This is a genomic window from Bifidobacterium sp. UTBIF-68, from assembly GCF_006408855.1.
Taxonomy (GTDB): domain Bacteria; phylum Actinomycetota; class Actinomycetes; order Actinomycetales; family Bifidobacteriaceae; genus Bifidobacterium; species Bifidobacterium reuteri.
The window spans coordinates 12,956-35,070 of record NZ_JFAN01000023.1; the positions used below are offsets into that span (position 1 = coordinate 12,956).

General features: G+C 62.2%; 17 protein-coding genes. 10 read left to right on the forward strand and 7 right to left on the reverse strand.

The genetic code is table 11. The features are described 5' to 3' along the window. Positions 1 to 7: 7 nt before the first annotated feature. Complete coding sequence (locus BW14_RS07290; RefSeq protein ID WP_140489896.1) at positions 8 to 2,818, reverse strand: prolyl oligopeptidase family serine peptidase; 2,811 nt, start codon at positions 2,816 to 2,818, stop codon at positions 8 to 10. A 228-nt stretch (positions 2,819 to 3,046) separates the two neighbouring features. On the opposite strand from BW14_RS07290, the gene BW14_RS07295 reads away from it, so the two are divergent. Genes BW14_RS07295 through pknB form a run of 7 tightly spaced genes read left to right on the forward strand, consistent with a single transcriptional unit; the run spans position 3,047 to position 12,208 of the window. Further along, complete coding sequence (locus BW14_RS07295) at positions 3,047 to 3,748, forward strand: DUF3662 and FHA domain-containing protein (RefSeq protein WP_100493218.1); 702 nt, start codon at positions 3,047 to 3,049, stop codon at positions 3,746 to 3,748. A 33-nt stretch (positions 3,749 to 3,781) separates the two neighbouring features. Next, positions 3,782 to 4,315 carry an FHA domain-containing protein gene (locus tag BW14_RS07300; protein WP_140463406.1) on the forward strand — a complete coding sequence of 178 codons (534 nt, stop codon included), beginning with the start codon at positions 3,782 to 3,784 and terminating at the stop codon, positions 4,313 to 4,315. Positions 4,316 to 4,319: 4 nt separating this feature from the next. Next, positions 4,320 to 5,975 carry a PP2C family serine/threonine-protein phosphatase gene (locus BW14_RS07305; protein ID WP_140489898.1) on the forward strand — a complete coding sequence of 552 codons (1,656 nt, stop codon included), beginning with the start codon at positions 4,320 to 4,322 and terminating at the stop codon, positions 5,973 to 5,975. Continuing rightward, entirely contained in the window at positions 5,972 to 7,714 is a 1,743-nt protein-coding gene (locus BW14_RS07310; protein WP_258186087.1) for an FtsW/RodA/SpoVE family cell cycle protein, read from the forward strand. The genes BW14_RS07305 and BW14_RS07310 overlap by 4 nt, the downstream gene beginning before the upstream one ends. After that, a complete protein-coding gene (locus tag BW14_RS07315) occupies positions 7,711 to 9,177 on the forward strand; it encodes a penicillin-binding protein 2 (RefSeq protein ID WP_140489900.1) in 1,467 nt (488 codons plus the stop codon). Before BW14_RS07310 ends, BW14_RS07315 begins: the two co-directional genes overlap by 4 nt. Beyond that, positions 9,174 to 10,124 carry a serine/threonine-protein kinase gene (locus BW14_RS07320; RefSeq protein ID WP_140489902.1) on the forward strand — a complete coding sequence of 317 codons (951 nt, stop codon included), beginning with the start codon at positions 9,174 to 9,176 and terminating at the stop codon, positions 10,122 to 10,124. The genes BW14_RS07315 and BW14_RS07320 overlap by 4 nt, the downstream gene beginning before the upstream one ends. A gap of 5 nt (positions 10,125 to 10,129) precedes the next feature. After that, positions 10,130 to 12,208 (forward strand): Stk1 family PASTA domain-containing Ser/Thr kinase, encoded by a 2,079-nt coding sequence (gene pknB, locus BW14_RS07325; RefSeq protein ID WP_140489943.1) that lies wholly within the window; start codon positions 10,130 to 10,132, stop codon positions 12,206 to 12,208. A gap of 222 nt (positions 12,209 to 12,430) precedes the next feature. On the opposite strand, the gene BW14_RS07330 is transcribed toward pknB, so the two are convergent. The 3 genes from BW14_RS07330 to BW14_RS07340 all read right to left on the reverse strand — a co-directional run bounded on the left by BW14_RS07330 (position 12,431) and on the right by BW14_RS07340 (position 15,253). Further along, complete coding sequence (locus BW14_RS07330) at positions 12,431 to 13,075, reverse strand: aminodeoxychorismate/anthranilate synthase component II (protein WP_140489904.1); 645 nt, start codon at positions 13,073 to 13,075, stop codon at positions 12,431 to 12,433. 97 nt (positions 13,076 to 13,172) lie between these two features. Next, positions 13,173 to 14,441 carry a class E sortase gene (locus BW14_RS07335; protein ID WP_140463398.1) on the reverse strand — a complete coding sequence of 423 codons (1,269 nt, stop codon included), beginning with the start codon at positions 14,439 to 14,441 and terminating at the stop codon, positions 13,173 to 13,175. An 8-nt stretch (positions 14,442 to 14,449) separates the two neighbouring features. Next, complete coding sequence (locus BW14_RS07340; protein ID WP_140463396.1) at positions 14,450 to 15,253, reverse strand: DUF881 domain-containing protein; 804 nt, start codon at positions 15,251 to 15,253, stop codon at positions 14,450 to 14,452. A 110-nt stretch (positions 15,254 to 15,363) separates the two neighbouring features. On the opposite strand from BW14_RS07340, the gene crgA reads away from it, so the two are divergent. Together crgA and BW14_RS07350 are read left to right on the forward strand one after the other, a co-directional pair. Continuing rightward, positions 15,364 to 15,822 carry a cell division protein CrgA gene (gene crgA / locus BW14_RS07345; RefSeq protein WP_140463394.1) on the forward strand — a complete coding sequence of 153 codons (459 nt, stop codon included), beginning with the start codon at positions 15,364 to 15,366 and terminating at the stop codon, positions 15,820 to 15,822. A gap of 308 nt (positions 15,823 to 16,130) precedes the next feature. Further along, on the forward strand, positions 16,131 to 16,580 hold the full coding sequence (locus tag BW14_RS07350) for a DUF4143 domain-containing protein (protein ID WP_258184981.1): 450 nt from the start codon (positions 16,131 to 16,133) through the stop codon (positions 16,578 to 16,580). 171 nt (positions 16,581 to 16,751) lie between these two features. On the opposite strand, the gene BW14_RS11990 is transcribed toward BW14_RS07350, so the two are convergent. After that, on the reverse strand, positions 16,752 to 17,003 hold the full coding sequence (locus tag BW14_RS11990) for a hypothetical protein (RefSeq protein ID WP_181162330.1): 252 nt from the start codon (positions 17,001 to 17,003) through the stop codon (positions 16,752 to 16,754). Positions 17,004 to 18,163: 1,160 nt separating this feature from the next. Continuing rightward, a complete protein-coding gene (locus tag BW14_RS07360) occupies positions 18,164 to 18,895 on the reverse strand; it encodes a rhomboid family intramembrane serine protease (protein ID WP_140463392.1) in 732 nt (243 codons plus the stop codon). A 273-nt stretch (positions 18,896 to 19,168) separates the two neighbouring features. On the opposite strand from BW14_RS07360, the gene BW14_RS07365 reads away from it, so the two are divergent. Beyond that, a complete protein-coding gene (locus tag BW14_RS07365) occupies positions 19,169 to 19,399 on the forward strand; it encodes a hypothetical protein (RefSeq protein ID WP_044089519.1) in 231 nt (76 codons plus the stop codon). Between the two features lie 215 nt (positions 19,400 to 19,614). Here the strand turns inward: BW14_RS07365 and BW14_RS07370 are convergent, their stop codons facing one another. Continuing rightward, on the reverse strand, positions 19,615 to 22,059 hold the full coding sequence (locus tag BW14_RS07370) for a glycogen/starch/alpha-glucan phosphorylase (protein WP_044089520.1): 2,445 nt from the start codon (positions 22,057 to 22,059) through the stop codon (positions 19,615 to 19,617). Positions 22,060 to 22,115 lie beyond the last annotated feature (56 nt).

Below are 22,115 nucleotides of genomic sequence, written 5' to 3' on the forward strand. Positions count from 1 at the left end.
CTGCGGCTCAGGCCAGCGCGTCCTTGAGGAAGTCGCGCTGGAGCGTGAGCAGATTCTCGGCCACGGTCTCGTCGTTGGTCATATGGGTGATGCCGGTCAACGGCAGGTATGTGTGCGGTCGGCCGGCCGCCATCAGCGCCTGGGACAGCTTGAGACTGTGGGCGATGGTGACGTTGTCGTCCGCGAATCCGTGGATGAGCATCAGCGGACGCTCCAGCTTGGGCGCGTCCTGGATGATGCCGTTGCGGTAGTAGACATCCGGGTCGAGGCCAAGGTAGCGCTCGGTATAGTGGGTGTCGTACAGCGTCCACTCGGTGGGCGGGGCGCCGGCGCAGGCTGCCTTGAACACGTTCGGGGCGTCCAGCACGGCGAGCGCGGAAAGGAATCCGCCGTACGACCAGCCGATCATGCACACCTTGTCGAGGTCGGGCGCGGGAATCGAGGCGTTCAGGCCGGCCATCGCCGCGGGCAAGGCGTTGACGGCCTCTATCTGGTCGGCGAGGGTGATGTCCTTCATGTTCTCGAAAATCGCGCGGTCCCACGCCGGTCCGCGGCCGGTGGTGCCGCGGCCGTCGGCGGTGACCACCAGGAAGCCCTGGTCGGCCCACCACTGGCCCTCCCAGTAGAAGGACTGCGCATCCACGACTTGCTGGAAGCCGGGACCGCCGTACGGCTTCATCAGTACCGACAGCTTCTCGGCATTGGCATACGGGCTTTCGGGGCTCGGCGCGACGATCGCCGTGTAGAGGCGATGCTCGCCGAGGCGCACGAAATGCAGATTCGGTGTGAAACCGGGCTCGGCGGCGTAGCTGGCGATGGCGGCGGAACCGGGCCGACCCTCAGTCGGCTGTGCCGACAGCTCCCCTCCCAGAGGGGCGCCGGCGGTTACCGCCTCGAACAGCTCATCCACGGAGTCGAACTGCGGTGCCACGACATGGGTCATCTGGACGCCGGCGTGAGCGAGGTCGCGGCCGGAGATCACACCGCCGCGCTCACCCCAGGATGCGGTCCAGACACCGGGCGTGGTAGTGATCGGAACAGGCAGGGAGGCTCCCGCAGCTCCCGCAGCATCAGCAGCACCGAAATCGAACAGCACGACGTCGAAGCTGCGGGCGTCATGCTCGCCGCCCTGCGCCTTCCATACGGCCGGAGCATCGGGCGCGAGGTCGGGCTCACGCTGCACCACCGCCACGACGCCGTCATCACTGACGTGCAGCACTTCGCGCACATTCCAACCTGCGGGCGTGAACGGGCGACCGTCCACGGTCAGACGATTGGTATCCGCCGCCATATCGTTGAGCGAGCACACCAGATGACCGTCCGGCGTGTAGGCGGGGGTGCCAGGCACCAGATCGATCCACTGGTCGTTGGCATGTTCCTCGAGCACACGGGTCGAGCCGAACGCCGGCCATGTCAGATGCGGCTCGGCGGCGGCATCATCCGCAGCGGCTGCGGCGGCACTGTCGACGTCGTCAACATCGCCAGCAAGCCCACCCTCGATTTCGGCGAAGTCCGCAGATTCCTCGGCGGCAGACACCGCCACTTCCAGCACCTGATCGGCGCTTTGACGACGGTTCTGCACCAATACCAGCGGGTCATGCTCGCCGGTCCAGCTCACGGCGGCGACATATTCATAGGCCTTGCGATCCCAGTCCACATCGGCGTTGGCGGTGATGCCGAGGTAGCGTCCATCATCGTCGAACGCCAGCGTGATCGCCGTCAGGTAGACGTCGGCGTTCTGGGTCAGCGCACGCGGATAGCGGCGGCCTTCAGCCGGATGCTCCGGGTTGGCCGGATCGCTGATGTACCACACCGGCTCATTGGCGGTATCAAAGGACTCGAACAGCACATGGCGGGAGTCGGGCGACCACCAGAAGCCGTCATACCTGTTCATCTCCTCGCCGGCCACGAATTCGGCCAGACCTATCTTCCACGTGTTCTCAGCGGGATTGCCGTCCTCGTCCTCCACGCTCACGCCATAGATGGCGGTAATGCGGTCGGCAAGCGGCTCCTCGTCCTCGAATTCGTCAGCGTCGGCGTCAGCGTCTGCGTCGCCATACAGCCCCTCGCTCAGCGCCTCCTCCACGGCGTCGGACTCCACATCGACCCCATCGGACAATTCGCCGGCCGGTTCCTCGTGCAGCACGTCCGCAGCTCCCCCGGCAACGCCCGCATCGAGCTCGGGCCAATCGCCGATATCCACCAGCATCAGATGCGTGCCCGTGGTGTACAACACATGGTTGCCGTCCGGGGAGATACGCGGGTTGAGCACCGGCGTATAGGCGGCCGGATCGCCGTCCAGCCATTCGCCGGCGAGCTCGCGGGTGTGCGCGACCGGGACATAGCCGGACGCCGATTCGACATCCTCAGCATCCGCGGTATCCGCAATGCCCTCGTCATCCTCGCCGGATGCCGCGATCCAGTCGATTTCAGTCAGATACAGGCGTCCGTTGATGGTGAACACCACGCAATCGCCGGCCTCATCCACCGAATAGCTCACGATGCCGGCACCGCCTTCGCGCGCACGTTCGCGGCGGGCGCGCTCCTCGGCCGGCACATCCTCACTGTCCGCGGCGGCACCGAGCAGTTCGCGCGGATCGGCGAGTTTCGTCTCATGATGTTCGCCGGCAGCATCGAACCAGCTCAGCCACAGCGCCGTCACCAGATCTTCGGGCCCGTCCGAGCGCAGGAACAACGCCTGCGAACCGTCGCCCACGACTTTCGCCGAGCGCGGGGCGCCACCGTTGAATCGCAGGGTACGTGCGCGCAAACGGGGAAATACCTTGATTGCTTCGTTGACATCAATGTTTTCGCTCATGCCTCTAACCTACGCCCCCATCCAGCCAGCGCAGACCCAGCCAGCACCCATCCAGCCAGCGCGGCGCACCCGCACAACACACCCCGCACAACACACCCAGTGGGGCTCCGTACCTATTTTTCCTCTGAATTTTTGGAAATTCTGCACTCATCGACGGTCAAATGGCACCTTTTTGCACTGTATTCCCCACTGCCGCGTAGGATAGGTGACGATTAGAAAGGGAGGACTATGAGCGTTCTCGACCGTTTTGAAAAAAGCGTGGAGGGTGCAGTCAACGGAGTGTTCGCCAAGTTCGGCTCCAAGGATCTGCAGCCTGTTGATCTTTCCAGCGCCCTGGAGCGCGAGATCGACGCCGAAGCCATGCCGGTGGGCCGCGACCGCACGGTGGCCCCGAATGAATACCGTTTCAAGCTCAGCACCCCGGACTTCGACCGCATCGAGGCATGGGGCAGCGAGACCCTCGCCAACGAGCTCGCCGACAACCTCACCGAATACGCCAAGAGCCAGCACTACGCCTTCGTCGGCCCAGTGGTGGTGATCTTCGAGGAGGATCTGAACCTCACCAAGGGCAATTTCAACCTCACTTCCGAATCCGTGCAGGGCAATGCGGTGCCGGTCACCACGGATGCCCAAGCCGAAGACAGCCCGGTCCTCGAGGTCAATGGCAACCAGTACCTGCTCACCAAGGAGAAGACCGTGATTGGCCGCGGCTCCGGCTGCGACATCGTGATCGATGATCCGGGCATCTCCCGCAAGCATCTGGAAATCGACATCACGCCGAACGGTGTCATCGCCCGCGACTTGGGATCGACCAACGGCACGTACGTGGAGGGCCATCAGGTGCCCGCCGCCACGCTGCTTGACGGCAATACGATCACCATCGGCCGCACGCGCATCCTGTTCTGGGCCTCCGCCCAGGCGCAGGAGTAGCCAAGGCGTCGCCACGCGCAAAGGTCCCGCGTCATGACCGAATTAACTTTTGCCCTGCTGAAGTATGGTTTTCTGGCCCTACTGTGGGTGTTCATATGGCTGGCGATACGTTCGCTGCGCCAGGACATCGAGACGTTCAGCCCACGTCCCTCGCGTTCCCGCCGCAAGCGCGAGCGTGAAGCACATAAAGTGAAGTCCGAGACTCCACAGACGCCGGCCGTGCGCAGCGCCGGCACGTCCAATGCGGCCGCGTCCGGCGGCCGCCATGCCCAGCAGCCCACGCTGCTGGTGATCATCGACGGCCCCTTGGCCGGCAGCTCGGTCCCGCTGGCCGAGTCCGAGATCACACTGGGCCGCTCGGCTTCCAACACCGTAGTGCTTGACGACGAGTTCGTCTCCTCCCATCACGCCCGCGTCTACCTCGACGCAGCCTCCGGCCAATGGGCCATCGAGGACCTTCATTCCACCAACGGAACCGTGGTGAATCAGCAGCGCATCAACCGCCCGACGATTCTGCCCGCCCGTATTCCCGTGCGCATCGGCGCCACAACCTTTGAATTGAGGTAGCCGTATGCCCAATTCCGCCGCTTCACAACCGCTGTACCTGTACTCCACCACCGTGTCCGACGTGGGCACGGTGCGCGCGAACAATCAGGATTCATCGTTCGCCGGCGAGCATCTGATCGCCATCTGCGACGGTATGGGCGGTCATGCAGGCGGCGACACGGCATCCACCATCGCCATCCGGTCCCTCGCCCACATCGAGCAGGACGATACCGGCGGCGACATCCAGGCCATCTCCAAGATGATGGAGACATCGGTGATGGCCGCGCACGACGCCATCGTGGGCAAGGCCAAGCGCGAACGCAAGCTGGCGGGCATGGGCACCACAGTCACCGCCGTGGCTCTGGTCGCCGGGTACTGGGTGCTCACGCACATCGGCGATTCGCGCGCCTATCTGCTGCGCGACGGCCACCTGAGCCGCATCACCACCGATCACAGCTATGTGCAACACCTCATCGACACCGGACGCATCACACCTGCCGAGGCGAAGAACCATCCGCAGCGCAATGTGGTGATGCGCGTGCTCGGCGACTTCGACATCGACCCGCATCCGGACATCTCCATCCGCCGTGCGCACCCGGCCGACCGCTGGCTGCTATGCTCGGACGGCCTATGCGGTGTGCTCGAGGATTCCACCATCGAAGAGACGATGATGGCGCTCTCCGATCAGGGCGAGTGCGCGCAGAATCTGGTGCAGATGGCGTTGCGCGCGGGCAGCACCGACAACGTGACCGCCGTCATCGCGGACGCCACACTGGCCTTGGACGCCAACGCGTTCGATCTGCCGCACCAGACGCCGCTGGTCGGCGGCGCGGCGAGCAACAGCCTGGAGACCATCGCCGACATCGTCAACGCGCCCGTGGCCGCCGCGCCTGCACTGCGCGCCGACAATTCCCCGGCTCAACGCGCGGCAGCGCTGATACAGCCGGCCAGCGCGCATGAGCCTGCTCCGGAATCGGACGCCACTGCGCAGCCGTCCGGAGCACGGGTCGCGCAGCCTTCCGTCGTGCGCGAGGAGACCGGCGAGCGCGCCAATCCCGATACCGGCGAGATTCCGATTGTGCAGCGTCCGGACGGCCGTATTTCCGCCGATCCTAACGATCCGGTCGTGCAGCAGGCCATCCGCGACGAGCATGTGCAGCAGACCAAGGCCACACGGGTGAGGAAGCGCAGGATTCGCTATGCACTGATTCTCACGGTGATCATCGTGGTCGCAGCGCTGTTCGGCATCGGCGGCGGCACATATCTGTGGAGCCAGTCCCGCTACTATGTCGGCAACAGCAACGGCAATGTGGCGATCTATCAGGGCGTGCCCACGAACATCTTCGGCATGGAACTCTCACATGAGGTCAGCAGCACCACGATTTCACTCGACGAGCTGCCGCAGACATGGCGCGATCAGATCAATCAGGGCATCGCCGTCGACTCGTTGGACGAGGCGCAGTCCCATGTGGGCATCATCCGCTCGGAGATGAACAAGTTCCTGGAGCAGCAGAAGAAGGACGCCGCCAAGAAGTCCGATTCCTCCAGCAACAGCTCCAACAGCAACTCGGACACCAGTTCCAACGCCGGCAATACCGACAACGCCAACGGCTCGGACGCCTCTGCCGACCAGCCGAGCATCGGCGCCGCGAACGACGCAACATCGGGAGGCACTCAATGATCGCCACCCGTCTGCGCCAGATCGGCCTGTTGCTCGTCGCCCTCGCGATCAGCGCCCTTGCGATCGTCCAGATGTTCGAGCGCACGACGAACTCCATGCCGCAGGACTATACGATGCTGTTCGGCATCGTCGCAGCACTGTTTCTGGTGCTGTGGGGGCTGACCGCGCGATTCCAGCAGTACGCGAGCCAGTCGATCATGCCTTGCGTACTGCTGCTGACGGCCATCGGCATCACGATGATCGCCCGCATCGACCAGAGCATGGACACGACGGTGGCCAAACGCCAGCTGATGTGGCTGTGTCTGGCACTGGTTCTCAGCGGTCTGATCATCGTGTTTCTGCGGGATTACCGCGTATTGCGGCGGTTCTCGTATGTGTCGATGGTCGTGGGTCTGGCGCTGCTGCTCTCCCCGATGCTGCCGGTGATCGGCCAGGAGGTGAACGGCGCGCGCATCTGGGTGAGGATTCCCGGGCTCGGACAGTTCCAGCCTGGCGAATTCGCCAAACTGTTTCTGGCGTTCTTCTTTGCCTCGTATCTGTTCGACCATCGCGATCAGCTGGCCGTGGGCGGCAAGAAGGTGCTGGGCCTGCAACTGCCGCGCATCAAGGATCTGGGACCGATCATCGTGGTGTGGGTCGCCTCGATGGGCGTGTTGGTGATGCAGCATGACCTGGGTACCTCGCTGATGTTCTTCGCCATGTTCGTGGCGATGCTGTACACGGCCACCGGACGCACCAGCTGGATCGTCATCGGTCTGATCGCGTTCGCCGTAGGCGCGGTGGCCGCCGCCAGTGTCTTCAGCCATGTGGGGCAGCGCGTGGACGCCTGGCTGCAGCCGTTCAGCAATGAGCAGTACAACAAGGAATACGGCGGCTCGTGGCAGCTGGTCACCGGCATCTTCGGCCTGGCTTCAGGCGGCATGCTGGGTACCGGGCTCGGCCAGGGGCATCCGGCGCTGACCACGTTCGCCAATTCCGATTTCATCTACACCGCGCTTGGCGAGGAACTGGGTCTCACCGGCGTGCTGGCCATTCTGATGCTGTATCTGATCATCATCGCCTCGGGATTCGTGGCCGCGATGAAGATCAAGGACGGCTTCGGCAAACTGCTGGCATCCGGTCTGGTGTTCACGATGGCGTTCCAGGTGTTCACCGTGGTGGGAGGCGTGACGCTGGTGATTCCGCTGACCGGTCTGACCCTGCCGTATATGGCGGCCGGCGGCTCAAGCCTCATCGCCAATTACATTCTTGCGGCGCTGCTCATCGTCATTTCCGGCGCCGCCAACCGGCCTGAGCCGGAGCTCACCTCCGATTCCTTCCAATATGAGGCGCTTGCGGCCCTGCGCAACAAGGAGCTGGAGGAGCGCGCCCGTGCTACGGAGCCGGTTTCCCGTCCGCGCACGGCATCAGCCCGCGTCTATGATCTCGACGACCCGGATGGCGAGATTGTGGACACCACCAAGCGCGCTCCAGTGAACGAAGTCACTGCGAACGATGGCGTTGCCGGCGACGGCATCGACTTCGACGGCGACGGCACCACCACGGGCTTCGCGGAATACACCGCGCCCACCGGCTCGCTGCCGCCGGTGCCATCCTCTGCAGCACCATCCCCCGCAATGCCACCGGCACCACAAATCCCGCCGTTCCCGGCAATCCCGGCTCCCCCGATCCCGCCGGCAGGCGGCAGCCATCAATCCCCAGCCCATCACGGACCCCGACATGGAGGTGCGCGCGCATGAACAAATATCTGCGTCAGCTGTTCACCGCAGTCGTATGCCTGTTCGTGATACTCGGGCTGTCGTCGACCATCCTTATGGCGGTGCGCGCCAATTCGCTGAACAGCGATTCGCGCAACGCCCGCTCCCTCTACCATCAGCTGGGCGCGTATCGTGGCGCGATTCTCGCTTCGGACGGCACGGTGATGGCCCAATCCGAGCCGGTCAACGACGCGTTCAAATACCAGCGCACCTATTCGAACGGCCCGCTGTATGCTCCCATCACCGGATTCTTCGCCATCAACCAGAACGCGGACCGCGGTCTTGAAGCCTCCCGCAGCATGCTGCTCAACGGCGAAGCCAACTCGCTGATCTGGCAGCGCGCCAAATCGATGCTCACCGGCAGCACCAACAAGGGCGCCTCCATCGAGACCTCCATCGACCCGAAACTGCAGCAGGTGGCCTACGACCAGATGAGCTCGCGTGATGGCGCCGCCGTGGCCATCGAGGTCAAAACCGGCCGTATCCTCGCCATGGTGAGCACGCCAAGCTACGATCCGAACCAGTTGGCCACCCACGACACCAAGGCCGCGGCCAAGGCGTACAACGATCTGGCCGCCGGAGAAAACAGCCCGCTCATCAACCGCGCCACCTCGCAGCTGTATCCGCCAGGCTCCACGTTCAAGACGATCGTGGCTTCCGCCGCCTTGGAAACCGGCGACTACCAGGCCGATACGCAGATTCCCGCAGGAGCGAGCTACACTCTGCCCGGCACAGCCACGCAGCTGCCGAACGCAGTCTGGCAGGCCAACGGCACCGACGGTAAAATCACCCTGCAGAATGCCATCGCGTATTCCTCCAACACCGCGTTCGCCCAGCTCGGCGTGGCCCTTGGCGAGGACAAAGTCAAGGAAATGGCCACCAAATACGGGTTCGGCAATACGATCACCATCGATGGCACCAGTGCCACCGGCACCCCGATGACCGCCACAGCCTCCACATTCCCGTCCGCCACCACGCCGGACAAGCTCGCGCTGGCCTCAATAGGCCAAGGCGACACCAAGGCCACGCCTCTGCAGATGGCTATGGTGGCGCAGGCCATCGCGAACGATGGCAAGATGATGCGCCCGACACTGGTCGACCGCGTGCGCGCCTCGGACCTGTCCGTCATCAGCCAGACGACGCCGGAGACCTTGGGCAAGGTCATGAGCAAGGATTCCGCCGACAAACTCACCGCCATGATGGAGCACGTCATCACCGACGCCAACCCGTCGCTGGCCATCAACGGCGTCACGATCGCCGCCAAAACCGGTACCGCGCAGATCGGCGTGGACAACACCAGCATCGATGGTTGGATCATCGGATTCGCCCCCGCCGAGGATCCGCAGATTGCAGTAGCGGTCCTGGTGCACAATACTGATTTGCTTGGTTCGCTTGCCGCGGGCCCGATTATGCGCGCGATGATTCAGGAGGCTCTGCAGCAATGAAACTGATCGAAGGACAACTCATTCACCGCCGCTACCGCCTCGACGCGCGACTGGCGCAAGGCGGCATGGGCGAGGTCTGGAAGGGCTATGACATCCAGCTTGGACGCCCAGTGGCCATCAAGGCACTGCGCTCGGATGCCACGAACGCGGAGGCCAAACTGCGTCGCCTTCGTGCCGAAGCGCATAATTCCGCGAATCTGGCGCATCCGAATATCGCGGCATTGTTCGAGTATTACGAGCATGACGGCATCGGCTTCCTCATCATGGAATACGTGCCATCGAAATCGTTGGCGGACCTGTATCACGAACAGGGCGCGATGGACCCCATCGACCTGCTGCCGATCCTCATCCAGACCGCGCGCGGCCTGTTTGTCGCCCACTCGCACGGGGTGATTCATCGCGATGTGAAGCCCGCCAATATCATGGTTTCCGATACCGGCGAGGTGAAGATCACCGACTTCGGCGTCAGCTATTCCACCGGACAGGGGCAGATCACCCAGGACGGCATGGTGGTCGGCACCGCCCAGTACATCTCCCCCGAACAGGCGCAGGGCAAGCAGGCCACGCCGCAATCGGACATCTATTCGTTGGGCGTGGTGGCCTATGAGGGCCTGTCCGGGCACCGCCCGTTCACCGGTGCCACGCCGGTCGACATCGCCGCCGCCCACGTGAACGATCCCGTGCCTCCACTGCCGGACACCGTGGACGTTCAGCTTCGTGAATTCGTCATGTCCATGCTGTCCAAGGACCCGCTCGACCGACCCAAGGATGCACTGGTGGTATCGCGCACCTTGGCGCGCATCGAACGGAGGCTTCTGGACCAGCAGACCGAACAGGCAGATCAGACCATGGTCACATCCAGCGTCCGGCCATTGCGCCGAGTCATGAGCACACCTCGTATCGTATTGGACGCTCCTGCCTCGAAATTGGGAGGGAATAAGCAATGAGCAACATGCCTAATGCACTGGCCGGTGGCCGATATCAGCTGGGCCAGCTCATCGGTCGAGGCGGTATGGCCGAGGTGCGCATCGCCCTCGATACCCGATTGGGCCGCACGGTCGCCGTGAAGATCATGCGCGCGGAGCTCGCCAACGACGATATATTCCTGGCGCGTTTCCGCCGCGAGGCCCGTTCCGTGGCCCAGATGAACAACCCGAACATCGTGAACATCTACGATTCTGGCGAGGAGACCATCACCACCGACGCCGGTGACACCGAGCGCCTGCCCTACATCGTGATGGAATACGTGAAGGGCCAGACCCTGCGCGACATCATCAAGGTGAACGGCGCATTGAGCCAGCGCGACTGCGAGCAGGTGATGCTCGGCGTGCTAAGCGCCCTCGACTATTCGCATCGCATGGGCATCATCCACCGCGACATCAAGCCCGGCAACATCATGATCTCCGAGCAGGGCGTGGTCAAGGTCATGGACTTCGGCATCGCCCGCGCTCTGGACGATTCCGCCGCCACCATGACCCAGTCCCAGGGTGTGGTGGGCACCGCACAGTACCTCTCCCCCGAGCAGGCCCGCGGCGAGACTGTGGACATGCGCTCCGACCTGTATTCCGCAGGTTGCGTGCTCTATGAGATGCTGACCGGCCGTCCGCCGTTCACCGGTGATTCCGCGGTGGCCATCGCCTACCAGCACGTGTCCGAAGTGGCCACTCCGCCGAGCGCCATCGTGCCCGGCCTGCCGAAGATGTGGGATTCCATCGTGGCGAAGGCCATGGCGAAGGACCGTCAGAACCGGTATGCCACGGCCGCGGAGTTCAAGAACGACATCCTGACCTATATGAACGGCGGCGTGCCGGTGGCGGCAGCGTTCAACCCGCTGACCGATCTGTCCGGCGTGAAGGCGCGCAAAGAGGCCGAACGCGACCAGCCGACCGTGCCGATGGGTGCCGGTCAGCCCACGCAGGCGTTCAACCCGGCCACCGGCCAGTTCGAGCAGATTCCGCCGGCGAACGCAGCCATGCAGAATGCGCTGAAGAGCCGTGCCGAACAGCGTGCGGCGGCGGCCAAGGCGAAACGGAAGAAGCAGATCATCATCGGCTCGGTGCTGGGCGTCATCGCGGTGATCGCCATCGTGGTGGGCGTGGTGTTCGGCATGGATGCAGCGAAGAAGAACGTCGTGGAAATGGTCACCGTGCCGGAGTGCACCTCCACGACGTCCAAGGACGGCTTGGAAGCCAAGCTCCAGGCGCTGGGTCTGGAGATGGTGGAGAAGCAGGATACCGATTCCACCAAGGCCGCCGGCACCTGCACCAAGATGAGCCCGGAAGCGGGTTCCAAGGTGGCCAAGGGCTCCAAGGTGACCGTGTGGTTCTCCGCAGGCCCCCAGTCCATCGCGGTGCCGGACGTCAAGGGCATGACCCAGGAGGCAGCCCGTACCAAGCTTGAGGACGCCGGTTTCGAGGTCAGCTCCACGGTGAAGACCGAGGACAGCGCCGACATCGACAAGGATGAGGTGACCCGCACCGATCCCGCCGCCGGCACGTCGACGCCCAAGGGCTCGACCATCACAATCTACGTGTCTTCGGGCATGACCGCGATGCCGAATCTGGTGGGGCAGTCCAAGGATGCGGTGTTGAGCCAATACAACGGCATGTTCAATTTCGTGGTGGAGAGCGAATCCTCCGACACCGTGGAAGCGGGCTCGATCACCCGCACCGACCCGGCCGCAGGCACCTCCATCGAACAGGGCGCGTCCATCACGATCTGGGTGTCCACCGGCAAGGAGAAGGTCACGGTGCCGTCCATCAACTCCGGCACCGACTTCGCCACCGCCAAGCTGCAGCTTGAGGCCGTGGGGCTCGTCGCGGCCGCCAACGGCCCTTCGGACAGCACCGCCGTGGTGGTGAGCATCGATCCCGCCGCCGGTACCGAGGTGGACAAGGGCTCGACCGTCACCATCACCACCAAGGCCGGCACGTCCTCAGGCACTGACACCGGCGATTCGGACAACACGGGCACCGGCGGTACCGGCGGCAACACCAGCACCGGCAACAGCAACGGACGAGCCGGCGAGTAGCCGTTCAAAGTCATCTGGTTCCGGCTCTCGCTAGTGGTCTGTCTCGTGCTGAGGGGCGTTGGCCCCCTCTGACGGGACGTTGCCGTGAAGCAAACAGCGGAGCTGTTTTGTAGGCAACGTGCGAGCCGACAGGCGAGCCAGTAGGATGCCGCGCGGAGCGCGTCCATACTTGCAGGACGGGCTGTCAGCGAAGCTGACTGGGGGAGAGACTCTAATCCAGGACTACTTGGTGACCTTCGGTTGCAAGCCTGCGGACTTGGCCACGGCGTTCGCCTGTCCGCACACGGCCAGCCAATTGGCCAGCAGACGATAACCATCCTGAGTCATCACCGATTCGGGATGGAACTGCACGGCGTACATCTTCTTGCCCTTGACCTTCAGCCCCTGCACGATGTGGTCGCCCTGCGTCCACGCGGTCACTTCCAGCGTATCAGGCACCGAATCCGGCTCGACCGCGAGCGAATGATAGCGGGTGGCGGTCATCGGATTGGCCACGCCGGCGAAGATCTCGTCATCGATATGCTCCACCTGGCTCGTCTTGCCGTGCATGATGGTGGGCGCATGGTCCACCGTGCAGCCGAACACCTCAGCGAGCGCCTGCAGTCCCAGGCATACGCCGAACATCGGCACCCCGGTCGACGCGCATAGGCGAATCATATCCTCGCTGGCACCGGACTGGGCGGGAGCGCCGGGACCGGGGGAGATCAGTACGCCGTCATAGCCGTCCAGCACACCGGGGGCGGCAGGATCGATGGCATCGTTGCGCACCACGTCCACCGTGGCACCCAGCGTCTTCAAATACCCGACGATGGTGTATACGAACGAGTCGTAGTTGTCCACCACCAGAATGCGCGCGGAATCAGTCATACTGCCTCTCCTTGGACGGGCTTGCGGGCATGCCCCGGCCCTTCGCGAACCTCACATGTACATGTATGTGAGCCATACTACTTCAGCTCAGCGGCCTTTACTCCGGTACGGCCACGAAGTTCGACATCTGCCGCAGGAACGGGATGTTCGTGGCTGCCCAGGGGAAGGTCCACTGGAACAGCGCGGCGGCGGCGGCGAACAGCAGCAGAAGCAGAAGCAGCCATCGAATGGGTAGCGCGCCCGGCTGCAGTCGCACCAACAGGCCATAGATGCTGGCGTCCGGGCGACGACGTTCGCCCAGGCGGATGGCGCGCAGTACCGGCCAGCGCCAGGCGATGGCGGCGGCGATGAACATGATCAGCCAGGCGACAAGCGCACCGTACACCACCTTGTCAAGCGAGCCGATACGCGATGCCACGGACGGGGTTTCGGAGATCGCAAACTTCACCGAGCCGGACGAGTCGGTGGTGGCCAGTTCCTGGGGCACACCGTCCGACACCTTGGCCCAGTAGGAGAGCTCGCCGTAGCTGATCCAGCGATGGGTGGGAGTGGAGTACTTCGGCTCGCAGGTGGTCAGTGTAATCATGCGTTTGGTGGGATCGACGCCGGAGTTCTCCGGGTTGGGTGCGATGACCCAGATGTCGGTGGGCAGCACGATCTGATAGCGCGTGTAATGGTAGACGTACCAGTAATCCTGCGTACGGATGATGATTGGGTCGCCTTCCTGGAGCTTGTCCACGTCACCGAGCGGCTGACCGTAGCCGTTGCGGTGACCAGCGACGGCGAAGTTGCCGATCTGGCCCGGCAACTGGGATGACTGGTAGTGGCCCAGACCGTGACGGTTGATCTGTTCAAGGGTGGTGCCCTCCACCACGTTGCGATGCCATTGACTGCCGAAGCGCGGAATATAGATCTGTGCGATCAGGTCGCCGTATTTGGGACCCTGGGGCTGCACGGGCGGATCGCCTTCCTGGGCTTTCGCGACCTTCACGTCGCCGCCATTGCCTGCCGGGTCGGACCAGTTCATGGATTTGGTGGTCTCGTTCTGGGTCTGTTCGGCCTCCACGCCGGTCCACCACATCTGCCAGACGATATACAGCGCGCAGATCGCGGCTGCGGTCAGCAACAGTTCGGCGAGGATGCCCAATGCCTGCCACAACGGGCCACGGCGTTCGGCTGCGGCGGCAGCGCGGCGGGCGCGACGGGACTGGGGCTGGGCGGCCGTTGCCGTGAAGGCTGCAGCACCGCCGTTCCCGTTGCCGTTCCCGCCGAACGGCGTGAATTGTGCGGTGCTTTCGGGGTCCGCGAAATCATTCAGATCGGTCGAAGTCTGCACATTCGCAGCACTGTGTCTGTTGTGTCTCATGACTGCCTCTACTCCTCGTCCTTGGTCTTCGGCGTATCGACGGTGGCATATTTGAACTGCTGCAGCAAAGCCGTGGTGGCCTCGAACTGAAGATTGTCTTTGTTTTCCACCTTGTAACCTATGCCGAATGCGCTGACGTATTGCTTCAGAATGGTGATGGCCTTGGAATCGTTCAGCGCCTTGCGCATCGCATCCTGGTCACCAATGGCGGAAATGGTGAACGGTGGCGCGTACTTCTTGCCGTGGATGGAGAGCACATTGCCCGAGCAGATCACCGCCGAATTGAACAGTACCCTCTGATCCATGATTTTCATGGCTTCGGCGCCACCCGCCCATAGCGCATTCACCACGGATTCCACGTCCTGCTGGTGAATCACATAATCATTGATATTCGCAGTGGTACCGTTGTCGTTCACCGCACTCTCCCACAGCGGCGAATCATCCAGCGTCACTGTGACGCCTGCGCCGGATAGTTCCGGGAGCATCAGGCTTGCATCGCCACCGTTATTGGCGGCGTCGGTATTGGTATCAGTACTGGCATTGGAATCATCGGAACTCGACGAACTGCCGGAGCCCAGCGCCTCGGTAAGGTTGTTCACCTGCTTCTGCAGATCGTTGACATCGGTCTGCAGCTGGGAGACCTCGGCCACGCTGTTCTCCACGAGGTCGGCGGTATCGGTGTTCACCGTAGCGGTGCGATTGACACGGACGTTGGTGCTCAGCAGAAAGCCGGTCAGCGCGACCACCACAACCGCAGCGATCCCGCTGGGCACGGAGCGACGTGCGCTATGCCTTCCCTGATGTCTGGCCATACCAATCCCGTCTTTGTCACCGGTGTGTTCACCTTTTCACACGGCGTGTTCACCAGTTTCGAGTGTAGCCACTATTATGACTTCTAGCCTATTGAATGGAGAATACGCTGATGGCTGACGAAGAGCTGCACGAAAACGACTCGAAGGACCAGAAGGACTGGCCGGACGAGGGCGTGAATGACGACAAGTCCGCGGACACCGCCGCCGACACCGCCACTGACAAGGTCGCCGACGAAGACGAGACCTATGGTGTCGATATGGATCAGGTGCAGGCGGTGCTGAACGCCACTGCCGACAAGGCCACGCTGACCCCTCAGATGCAGCGCATGATGAACCGTCAGGCCGAGAACACGAAGCGTGTCGAGGAGACCATCAAGGGCACCAAGTCGAACCCGCGCTGGTTCGTGCCGGTGTTCTGCGCGTTCATGATCATCGGTCTGATCTGGTGCGTGGTGTATTACCTCTCCCCGTCCGGCGCTTGGCCGATTCCGAACATCGGCGCATGGAATCTGGCGATCGGCTTCGCGCTGATCATGATCGGATTCCTGATGACGATGGGTTGGCGCTGAACCTTAGTTCCCCTGTGAGCCGCTGGCGCTTTTCTGCGACAGCGGCTCGCTGTGTATTATCAGTGGTTATCAGTGGCTCACCTGACAGCGAAGCCGAGATTCTCGATTATCACTGAGACGAACCACTGGCATGCCGTGTCAATACTGCGTTATCGGCATGACTGCCCTCAGGCGGGCTTCTCAGGCGGGCTTCTCAGGCGGGCTTGCCTGTAATTCGCATCCCCATGCACAACATATGGCGCTACAGTTCCAAACGCGCAAAACGTGACAACCGCGTTATCACAGTTGAGAAAAACGTGACATAAAGCATGCTATTGTGCGCGGCCTCGATGGGCAACGTCCAGTTCGCGCTCCTACAGGGCGAGCTCGATGTCAATCTCGGATTAATCGCGGAGAACGTGGTGGCCCAGGAACTAACCGCGCATGGATACGCCGCGCATTACTTCGACGCCAAGAAATACGGCGAAGTCGACTTCGTCGTTCAGTCGGGCACCCGGGTCACGCCGGTAGAGGTGAAATCCGGCAACGATTGGACCAAGCACAAGGCATTGGACAACGTGCTCGCCGTGGACGAATGGGACATCGACCATGCCTGGGTGCTATGCAGGGGAAACGTAAGCCAGGATGGAGCCATCACCTATCTGCCGCTGTACATGACCATGTTCCTCGAGCCCGAACGGCTGCCCGCCTCGATGCCATTCACGGTGGATCTGAGCGCGCTGGATACGACGGGCGAGCCAGCTGAATACCGCGCGTAGCGCGACCGTGCGATACCGACTGGCCATTGACTGGCCGTCTGACTTCGCTGGGAGGCTACGTGCGATGCAGGCTGGCCAGTATATGGCCCTCTGGCGTCGCTGGGGTGTTGTGTGCGACGTCAGCCGGCCAGCATGTGGCCGTCTGACGTCACTGTCGGACGCTCAGTGAAGTCAGACGGCCAGTTCTCGTCCAGCGACTTCGCTGAGGGCCTGCTCAGTGAAGCCACCATGACATGTACTGGCCTTCCCCCATCGCTCGAGCCGCTCAGTGAAGTCGGTTGGGCACTTGGTGGCCGTTTGGCTTCGCTGCATGTCGCCGAGCGAAGCCATCAGGGCACGATGCGGCCGTTCCGCTTCGCCGAGGGCGAGCAAGGTGTGGTGCGGATGCTTGTCGCGTGTCACGGCGCTGCAATCGCGTGCCACGCCGCTGTAATATCGCCCGTATTGCACTGGCGTGGCACACGGGCGGTCCCACGCGCGTCCTGCGCCACGCCAGCGTCCTGCGCGGAATCATCGGAGATTGCCAGCACGAGGACGCACCCGGTTCTCGAACACGACCCGGGACAGATAGGACCATCGACGACGCGGACGTCCCGATGACCATGCCTTTCACGTTGAGAAGACGCCTGAACAAGCTGCCCATCAGGAGCTTTTCGGCCGTTGTTCTTCGTGGTTGATGAACATCCAACCCAAAAACGCTTCTCTCTCTTACCGGCTCAACGGCCCAACCACGAACCGCCGTCCACGAAAACAGCAACAGCGCCAGTCGGGAAGGCAATCCACAGGGGTTATACCCAGCTATCCACATGTTATCCACTAGTTATCCACATGGTTATCCACACGATGTGGATGAATTACATATCTGTAGTTTTCCACCGAATGTGGAAAACTCTGTGGATAAGTAGTGGATAAGTAGTGGATAAGTAGTGGATAAGCACCATTCGACGGTGCATAACACGTGGATAACTGCGAAATACCTCGAATACAACCGCTGTGGATATGTCCGCGGCCGAAGTCTCCCATGAGTTATCCACATTTGTTGTTGATGGACTTGTACACATCCCCACATCACAGGAGCTCCCCTCCTCACATCACGGAAGCTCCCTCAGACACATATCCACAAGTTATCCACCGTCTTATCCACAATTGTGCACAACTATCCACTGTTAACCTAACCATTACCTGCCAGTCACCATCCCCAGCACATAACGCTGCGCCAATCGCCGGGGAACCGGAACGCCAACGACGAAATACCCACGCGACAGCCCTAGCGGTATGCCTCGTAATTGGTTGAGTGGTGCTGGCTCCCTCTGATGGACGTTGCCGTGAAGCAAACAGCGGAGCTGTTTGTAGGCAACGTGCGAGCCGACAGGCGAGCCAACAGAACACGCGCACAGCGCGTCCATAATTGCAGGACCGTTGCCGTGAAGCAAACAGCGGAGCTGTTTGTAGGCAACGTGCGAGCCGACAGGCGAGCTGGCAAACCGCGCGCAGAGCGCGTCCCTGATTGCAGGACGGGCTGTCAGCGAAGCTGACTGAGGGAGAGAAAAGCTGAATCCCTCAATTATTTACGAGACAGGACACTAGTAGGAATATGGGTTTGCGAGGGCGCATAGCACTATTACGACGACCACCAGCGCCGTCACCGGCCACCCGTAGACCTGCATACGCCATGCCAGGCTTTTGCCGCGCCAGGCAGGCACGCCGCTGGTCAGCAGCCATGTCAGGGCGCCACCAATCAGGAATCCGCCCACATGCGCCTGCCATGCCACGCCGCCGACTACGAACGGCAACGCGAAGTTGATTGCCATCCACACCATCATCGAGCGCATATCCGCACCGATACGCCGATACACCACCAGAATCGCCGCGAACAGCCCGAAAATCGCGCCTGAGGCACCATACGCGGCCATGCGCCACCCCTGACCATCGGGAGCGAACACACCCCACAGCATCAGCCCCATGGCGCCGCCAAGACCGGAAATCATATACAAACCGAGGAAGCGCCAGTGACCCATCAGACGCTCCAGCACAGCGCCCACCGAATACAGCGCGATCATGTTGAACAGAATGTGCATTATCGTATTGGGCGCGTGAAGGAACATCGACGTCACCACAGTCCACGGGCGTTGCATCACGGAGGCGGGCGAGAACATGCCCCCGAGGAGGAGCAGCGACTGCAGGTACGGCGAAAGGAACCCCGCTATCACCTCAATCATCCAGATCACGGTGCAGATGGCGATCAACGCCCATGTGACGACCGGACCGCCACGTTCCCATTGCTGACGTATTTCCTGTTTGGTAGGCATATGCATGGGGCCAACTGTATCCGATGTATCAGAGCTTGGGAGCGAATTCCCTTGCCGGAGAAGCTGTCCGGAAAAGCTGCCCGGCAAAGCTGATCATTATCCTGCCCCAGCAATCCGCAGACGACATAACTACCCCGCTGTCGGCTTCGCCGGCCGCGGCGGCTAATCTCCCGGCGATTCAATCCACCCAATCGTCACAATCATCGGCCTAGAATAGGGAGCAGAGTCGGTCTTGGATGGACATGCCGACCAGACGATCCCTGAAGGAAAGGAGCCGTCATGGAGAACAACTCTTCTTCTAACGGTTGGAAGTTCTTCGCGCTGCTGTTTGGCGCAGCGCTGGCCGCGCTTGTTGGCCTGTACATCTACAAGCAGCAGAACCCGGATTACGATCCGTGGGAGGAGCCGTGGGAGAACAGCTCTTCGCCGGTCGATCTGGGCCTGAACAAGGCCGAGGACAAGGGCGACGAGGCTGAGGGTGAAGCCGCAACAGCCCCTGCCGAGGCCTGATTCGGCAGCGTTAACGCAGGAAGCCCCGCAACCATTCGATGTGGTTGCGGGGCTTCTTTCGTGTGATTATTGCCGGTGATTCACAACCGATCGGGGAGGGGCGGGGAGTGCATCTCGACACACTCCCCGCCCCTCCATTTCCGATTTCAGCTGTCAATCATTCGACAGTCGTGAGGCAGGAACCCGCGCGCAGCTGGCGCGCCGGTTCCTAGCCGTCAGGCCAGAGGACCGGTGTGCCAGATACGCTCGAGGTAATCCTCCATCGAGCGATCGGAGCTGAAGTAACCGGAGTTGGCGACGTTGAGCAGGGCCTTGCGGTTCCACTCGAGCGGGTCGCGGTAGAGCTTCTCGATCTGGGCCTGGATGTCGGCGTAGGAGGAGAAGTCGGCGAGGGCCATGAACCAGTCCTTGGTCAGCCAGTCTGCGACCAGCGGGGCGTAGGTGTTACGGTCACCGTTGGAGAAGGTGCCGTTGGCGACGAGGTCGATGGCGTGCTTCAGACGAGGATCGGCTTCGTAGTACTTGGCCGGATCGTAATCCTCAGCGTAGAGCTTCTCGACCTCATCAACGGTCATGCCGAAGAGGAAGAAGTTCTCAGCGCCGACCTTCTCACGGATCTCGACGTTGGCGCCATCGAGGGTGCCGACGGTGAGCGCGCCGTTGAGGGCGAACTTCATGTTACCGGTGCCGGAAGCTTCCTTGCCGGCCTGGGAGATCTGCTCGTCGAGCTCGGTGGCCGGGATGAGGTTCTGGGCCATCTCGATGTTGTAGTTCGGGAGCATGTGGACGGCGAGCTTGCCCTTGACGTCCGGGTCGTTGTTGATGACCTTGGAGACGTTGTTGATCAGCTCGATGGTCAGCTTGGCCAGGTAGTAGCCCGGAGCGGCCTTGGCGCCGAAGAACACGGTGCGCGGCAGGATCTCCTCGGCGGAGACCTCACCCTTCTTGAGGGCGGCGTACTGGGAGATGACCAGCAGGATCTTCAGGCTCTGGCGCTTGTACTCGTGCAGACGCTTGACCATGGTGTTGAACAGGGTGTTCTCGTCCACGTCGATGCCGTAGTGCTGCTTGGCGAAGCCCACGAAGGCGTGCTTGTTGGCCTGCTTGACGGCGGCGAACTTCTTGACGAACTCGTCGTCCTGGGCCAGCGGGACCAGACCCTGGAGCAGGTCGAGGTCGGACAGCCACTTGTCGGTGCCCAGACCCTCGGTGATGAGGTCGGACAGGCCGGGGTTGGCGAGCTTGATGAAGCGACGAGGAGTGACGCCGTTGGTCACGTTGGTGAACTTGTCCGGGTAGGCGTCGGAGAAGTTCTTCAGGGTGACGTCCTTGAGCAGCTGGGAGTGAAGCTCGGCCACGCCGTTGACGTGGGAGCCGCCGTAGGTGGCGAGGTAGGCCATGCGGACGGCGTCACCGGTGTAGATGCGCATGTCTTCGATGGTCTTGTCGTCGATGCCATTGTCCTTGAGCTCGTCCTCGAACTGCTCGTTGATCTTCTCGATGATCTCGAGGTGACGCGGCAGCAGCTCGCCGATCAGGCTGGCCGGCCAGACCTCGAGGGCCTCCGGCAGCAGGGTGTGGCAGGTGTAGTTGAAGGTCTTCTGGGTGATGCCCCAGGCGGTGTCCCAGTCGTAGTCGTACTCATCGATGAGGATGCGCATGAGCTCCGGGATACCGATCACCGGGTGGGTGTCGTTGAGCTGGAAGGTGATCTTGTTCGGGAAGGTGGTCAGATCCGGCTTGTCCTGGCCCGGGTAGAAGACGCGGATGGCGTCATGCAGGGAGGCGGACACGAAGAAGTACTGCTGCTCAAGACGCAGCTCCTTGCCAACCTTGGTGGAGTCTTCCGGGTACAGGATCTTGGAGATGTTCTCGGCCTTGACCTGCGGCTTAACGGCGTCGAGGTACTCGCTCTTGTTGAAGGCGAGCAGGTCGAACTCGTCGTAGGACTTGGCGGTCCACAGGCGCAGGGTGTTCACACGGCCGGAGGCGTAACCGGGGACCAGGTAATCCACCGGCACAGCGCGGACGGACCAGGCCGGCTTCCAGACCTTCTTGCCGTTCTCTTCGACGACTTCGCCGCCGAAGGAGACCTTCTGGTCGCGGTTGTAGTCGACGTGACCCCACGGCTCTTCGTTGGTCAGCCAGTAATCAGGGGTTTCGACCTGCTTGCCGTTCTCGTCGAAGGTCTGCTTGAAGATGCCGTACTTGTACTGGATGCCGTAGCCGAACGCCGGCACGCCCAGGGAGGCGAGGGAGTCGATGAAGCAGGCGGCGAGACGGCCGAGGCCGCCGTTGCCGAGACCCGGCTCGTATTCGGCGTCGACGATGTCCTTCGGCTGGAAGCCCAGCGCTTCGACGGCGGCGTCGAACTGCTCGGTCAGACCGGCGTTGAGCAGCGCGTTCTCCAGCTGCTTGCCCATGAGGAACTCAGCGGAAAGGTAGCCAACAGCCTTGGTGTTGCCGTTGACGGTGTCGGCCTGGGTCTTGAACCAGGAATCGGCGAGGTGGTTGCGCACGGCCTTGGCAGCGGCAACGTAGACGTCAGCGGCAGTTGCCTGCTCGGGGGTGACGTTCTGGGTGTACTTGAGTTGTTCACGAATCTCGTCGGCGAACTGCTCTGCCGTGACGGGAGACTTGGGTGCGGTGATTTCGGTCATTATGACTTTCCTTCCGGGATAATTGCCCGTATTCATTATGCCGCGCAATAGGTAGC

Coding starts and splice junctions, on each gene's coding strand:
- BW14_RS07300 (WP_140463406.1), top strand. CDS start 3,782: ATGACCGAATTAACTTTTGCCCTGCTGAAGTATGGTTTTCTGGCCCTA.
- BW14_RS07365 (WP_044089519.1), top strand. CDS start 19,169: ATGGAGAACAACTCTTCTTCTAACGGTTGGAAGTTCTTCGCGCTGCTG.
- BW14_RS07305 (WP_140489898.1), top strand. CDS start 4,320: ATGCCCAATTCCGCCGCTTCACAACCGCTGTACCTGTACTCCACCACC.
- BW14_RS07290 (WP_140489896.1), bottom strand. CDS start 2,818: ATGAGCGAAAACATTGATGTCAACGAAGCAATCAAGGTATTTCCCCGT.
- BW14_RS07340 (WP_140463396.1), bottom strand. CDS start 15,253: ATGGCCAGACATCAGGGAAGGCATAGCGCACGTCGCTCCGTGCCCAGC.
- BW14_RS07295 (WP_100493218.1), top strand. CDS start 3,047: ATGAGCGTTCTCGACCGTTTTGAAAAAAGCGTGGAGGGTGCAGTCAAC.
- BW14_RS07370 (WP_044089520.1), bottom strand. CDS start 22,059: ATGACCGAAATCACCGCACCCAAGTCTCCCGTCACGGCAGAGCAGTTC.
- crgA (WP_140463394.1), top strand. CDS start 15,364: ATGGCTGACGAAGAGCTGCACGAAAACGACTCGAAGGACCAGAAGGAC.
- BW14_RS07310 (WP_258186087.1), top strand. CDS start 5,972: ATGATCGCCACCCGTCTGCGCCAGATCGGCCTGTTGCTCGTCGCCCTC.
- BW14_RS07330 (WP_140489904.1), bottom strand. CDS start 13,075: ATGACTGATTCCGCGCGCATTCTGGTGGTGGACAACTACGACTCGTTC.
- BW14_RS07315 (WP_140489900.1), top strand. CDS start 7,711: ATGAACAAATATCTGCGTCAGCTGTTCACCGCAGTCGTATGCCTGTTC.
- BW14_RS07350 (WP_258184981.1), top strand. CDS start 16,131: ATGCTATTGTGCGCGGCCTCGATGGGCAACGTCCAGTTCGCGCTCCTA.
- BW14_RS07320 (WP_140489902.1), top strand. CDS start 9,174: ATGAAACTGATCGAAGGACAACTCATTCACCGCCGCTACCGCCTCGAC.
- pknB (WP_140489943.1), top strand. CDS start 10,130: ATGCCTAATGCACTGGCCGGTGGCCGATATCAGCTGGGCCAGCTCATC.
- BW14_RS07360 (WP_140463392.1), bottom strand. CDS start 18,895: ATGCATATGCCTACCAAACAGGAAATACGTCAGCAATGGGAACGTGGC.
- BW14_RS07335 (WP_140463398.1), bottom strand. CDS start 14,441: ATGAGACACAACAGACACAGTGCTGCGAATGTGCAGACTTCGACCGAT.